Origin of the sequence: Synechococcus sp. H55.2 (assembly GCF_047462495.1) — a bacterium.
In the GTDB taxonomy this organism is placed as follows: Bacteria; Cyanobacteriota; Cyanobacteriia; order Thermostichales; family Thermostichaceae; genus Thermostichus.
Genome location: NZ_JANSJH010000153.1, coordinates 1 through 3,745 on the forward strand (window position 1 = coordinate 1; position 3,745 = coordinate 3,745).

Annotated in this window: 4 protein-coding genes; 3 read left to right on the forward strand and 1 reads right to left on the reverse strand. The window is 62.6% G+C overall.

What is annotated here, in order from left to right; all coding sequences use genetic code 11:
• Window positions 1-1,814, forward strand: a 1,814-nt coding sequence (locus NW844_RS12400) for a BamA/TamA family outer membrane protein (RefSeq protein WP_414336071.1), incomplete at its 5' end; no start/stop codon positions are given.
• A 64-nt stretch (window positions 1,815-1,878) separates the two neighbouring features.
• Window positions 1,879-2,247 (forward strand): hypothetical protein, encoded by a 369-nt coding sequence (locus NW844_RS12405; RefSeq protein ID WP_414336073.1) that lies wholly within the window; start codon window positions 1,879-1,881, stop codon window positions 2,245-2,247.
• Here NW844_RS12405 and NW844_RS12410 read toward each other — a convergent pair.
• Entirely contained in the window at window positions 2,244-3,326 is a 1,083-nt protein-coding gene (locus NW844_RS12410; RefSeq protein WP_414336074.1) for an Mrp/NBP35 family ATP-binding protein, read from the reverse strand. The genes NW844_RS12405 and NW844_RS12410 overlap by 4 nt on opposite strands.
• A 175-nt stretch (window positions 3,327-3,501) precedes the next feature.
• Between NW844_RS12410 and NW844_RS12415 the strand changes: the two genes are divergently transcribed.
• On the forward strand, window positions 3,502-3,745 hold a 244-nt coding region (locus NW844_RS12415), incomplete at its 3' end, for a DUF6464 family protein (RefSeq protein ID WP_414336076.1).

A 3,745-nucleotide genomic window follows, 5' to 3' on the forward strand; every position in this document is an offset into this window, starting at 1 on the left:
CAGCTTGGGCACAGCCCCAACCCGGCACCCTGGATCTGCGCACCGGTGGCGATGCCCCCGCCCAACCCACCCCCACACCTACCCCCGCCGCCGGCGAGCCAGAAGTTGAAGTTTTGGTGGCAGAAGTGGTGGTCGAGGGTACCGACGACCCAGAGCTGATCGAGCAGGTTTACAAGGCTATTCGCACCCGCGCCGGCGAGGTCTCCACTCGTTCCCAACTGCGGGAAGACATCAACGCCGTGTTTGCCACCGGTTTTTTTGCCGATGTGCGGGCGGTGCCTTCCGATACGCCTCTGGGGGTGCGAGTTACCTTTGAAGTCAAGCCCAACCCCACCCTCAAAGCCGTGCGCACGGAAGGGGCAAAAGTTTTGGATCCGGAGGTGCTCCAAAAGGCCTTTGCCGACCAGGAAGGGCGGGTGCTCAACTTTGGCAAGCTGCAGGCAGCAGTGGCCGAGATTGAGCAGTGGTATGCCGACAAGGGCTACGTGCTGGCCAAAGTGACAGATGTGCGCTCCTCCGAAGATGGCACTCTCACCCTGGAAATTGCCGAAGGGGAGATCGAGGATATTCGCGTGCAGGGCAACACCAAAACCCGCGACTTCATCATCACCCGCGAGCTGAAGTCCAAGCCAGGGGATGTGTTCAACCGCAACCAAATCCAGGAAGACCTGCAGGCGGTTTTCAACCTCAACCTCTTTCAGGATGTAAATGTGGGGCTCAACCCCGGCCAGGATCCCGACAAGGTGGTGGTGGTGGTGAACGTGGAAGAGCGCCGCACCGGCACCTTGAGCGGCACCATCGGCGTCAGCTCGGCCACAGGGGTCTTTGCCGGCCTCAGCGTCTCGGAAGAAAACTTGGGCGGCAACAACCAGAGCGCCAGCTTCAATGTGCAGTTGGGCACCAACGAAACTCTGTTTGATTTGAACTTCACCGACCCGCGCATTGCCACGCTGGAGATCCCCACCTCCTACAACGTCAACATCTCCAACCAGCAGAGCTCCAGCTTTGTTTTCAACGAGGGATTGACCTTGCCCAACGGGGATCCCGTGCGCATCAACCGGCTGGGCGGCAGCGTCACCTTCTCGCGTCCCATTGGGGGCAATTGGCGGGCCAGCTTGGGCACCCGCGTCCAATTTGTGGAAGCCCGCAACAGCAACGGCGAGCAGGAGCGCTTTGATGTGCTGGGCAACCCGATTACCTTCAGCGCCAGCGGCCAAGACAGCTACACCACCCTGCGGCTCGGCCTCGTCAACGACAGCCGCGACAACCCCAACAGCCCCAGCCAGGGATCCGTCTTTCGCATCTCCAGCGAACAGTCGGTACGTCTATTCGAGAATGGCCTCAACGCCAACCGCCTCGAGACCAGCTACAGCCAGTTCATTCCCGTCAAGCTGTTCGAGACCCGCAGCGAACGACCGCAGGTGCTGGCCTTTGACGTGCGGGCGGGCACCACGATTGGCGACTTGGCTCCCTACGACGCTTTCCCCATCGGCGGGGGCAGCTCGGTGCGGGGATTTTTTGAGGGTGGCGTCGGCTCCGGTCGCAGCTTTGCCACGGCGACGGCGGAGTTGCGCTTTCCCCTTTTCGACCCGGTGGGGGCAGTGGTCTTCGCCGACTACGGCACCGATCTGGGCAGCGGCGCGGCGGTCATCGGCAATCCTGCGGCGGTGCGCAACAAGCCGGGCAGCGGTTTGGGGCTGGGGGCCGGTATCCGCATCCAATCTCCCTTGGGGCCGCTGCGCATCGACTACGCAATCGGGCAAGGGGAGGCCGGCCAGGCCCAACTGCACTTTGGCATTGGCGAGAAGTTCTAGCTTGGCGGTGGATCTGCTGCCGGCTTGCTATGGTGGGAGCAAGTGCTCGTGAGGGAAGCAACCGATGAAACGGCAACTTGGCCAATCGTTCCGCGGCGGATCTTGGGTACTCTTGCTCTGCGTCAGCCTAGCCCTGGCAGGGTGTGGGCCGTTGGCGCGGCTGGGCATCGGCACAACCCCCATCGCCCAGATCGAACAAAATCCTTCCCGCTACACCAATGTGTACGTCCGCGGTCGTGTGGTCAATCAAATAGGCGTGTTTGGCCAGGGCGTGTACGAGATCCAAGACAACAGCGGCTCCCTCTGGGTCATCACCGACAGGGGCCTGCCGGCCATGAACAGCACCGTAACCGTGCGCGGCAAGGCCCAAGAGGGCATCGTGCTGGGGGGACGCAGCTTCGGGGTCTCGTTGGTGGAAGCAGAGCGCTTCTAGCCGGCCCCCAAAGCCAGCATGGAGACGCGGCCCGCCAAAGTTTTGGCAATTTGCCGCAGGGCTTGGGCCGAAGCCGACTCGGGCTGGCCGACCACAATCGGCTGACCCGCATCTCCCCCTTGGCGCAGGGCAATCTCCAACGGGATCCGCCCCAGCAGTGGGATCCCCAGCTCGCGGGCCGTAGTTTCTCCGCCGGCTGAGCCGAAGATATCGTACTGGCGATCCGGTAGGTCAGGTGGAATGAAGTAGCTCATGTTCTCTACAATGCCGAGAATGGGCACCCCTAACTGGCGAAACATGTTCAAGCCCTTGCGGCTATCCAGCAGGGCCACCGACTGCGGCGTAGTGACGATCACAGCTCCCGCCAGCGGCACCGCCTGCACCAGGGTCAGTTGCGCATCCCCGGTGCCGGGGGGCATGTCCACGATGAGATAGTCCAGCTCCCCCCACTGCACCTGGTAGAGGAATTGCCGGATGATGCCGTTGAGCATCGGCCCCCGCCAGATCACCGGCTGATCCCGCCCCACCAAGAGACCCATCGACACCATCTTGACGCCGTAGTTCTCCAGGGGGAAGATGTCCTCGCCGCCGTCTTCCCGCTTGCGCACCAACAGAGACTGATCCTGCAACCCCAGCATCAGCGGCACATTGGGGCCGTAGATATCGGCATCCAGCAGCCCCACCCGCGCTCCGCTCTGGGCCAGGGCAACCGCCACATTCACCGATACCGAGGTTTTGCCCACCCCCCCCTTGCCGCTGGAGATGGCGATGATGTTGCGCACGCCGGGGACAGACTGGCGATCCGGCAGGGAGGGCGAGCGGGGAGTTTCTGCTGTAACGGTGACCTCGATGGTTTCAACGGGAGCCAGGCGGCGGATGGCAGCCTTGCACTCCTCGACGATGAATTCCCGCAAGGGGCAGGCCGGTGTCGTCAGCACCAGGGTAAAGGCCACCCGCTCCGGCTCGACGCGAATGTCGCGGATCATGTTCAGTTCCACCAGGCTGCGGCGCAGCTCCGGATCTTGAACCGGGCGCAACGCCTCAAGGATGGCGGCAGCATCGAGGGTGGAGGTGGTCATGGCATCAAAAATGAAGTAACGGCTCTATTTTTCACTCTAATCGGTTTTTCTCCAGGGTCTTCGCCCGCTGGGCAGGACAGTTGCGAAACTGTCTGCCAACCCTGGCCCTCTGTAGCCGACTGGCCTAGGCTGGCTCTGGTTGGAAGACAAGGCTGTTGGCCGACGGAGGAGGGCAATGGTGCAAGCGCTGATCATGGGAGTCGGTTTGTGGTTGGGACTGACGTTCTTGGCCCAGTTGATCCCTCTGCTGGAAAAGAGAGGCTCCTGCCGCCCCTCAAGCTGGGATGAGCCCACTCCCTCCCGCGAGCTGCAGCCCACCTCGGCCTGGGATCCCTCCTGCCGCTACTTTTCTCGCTCACCCTATCTGCCCTGTGCCGTGAACCCCCTGGGCCCCTGTCGCTGCCCTCATTACGTCGCGC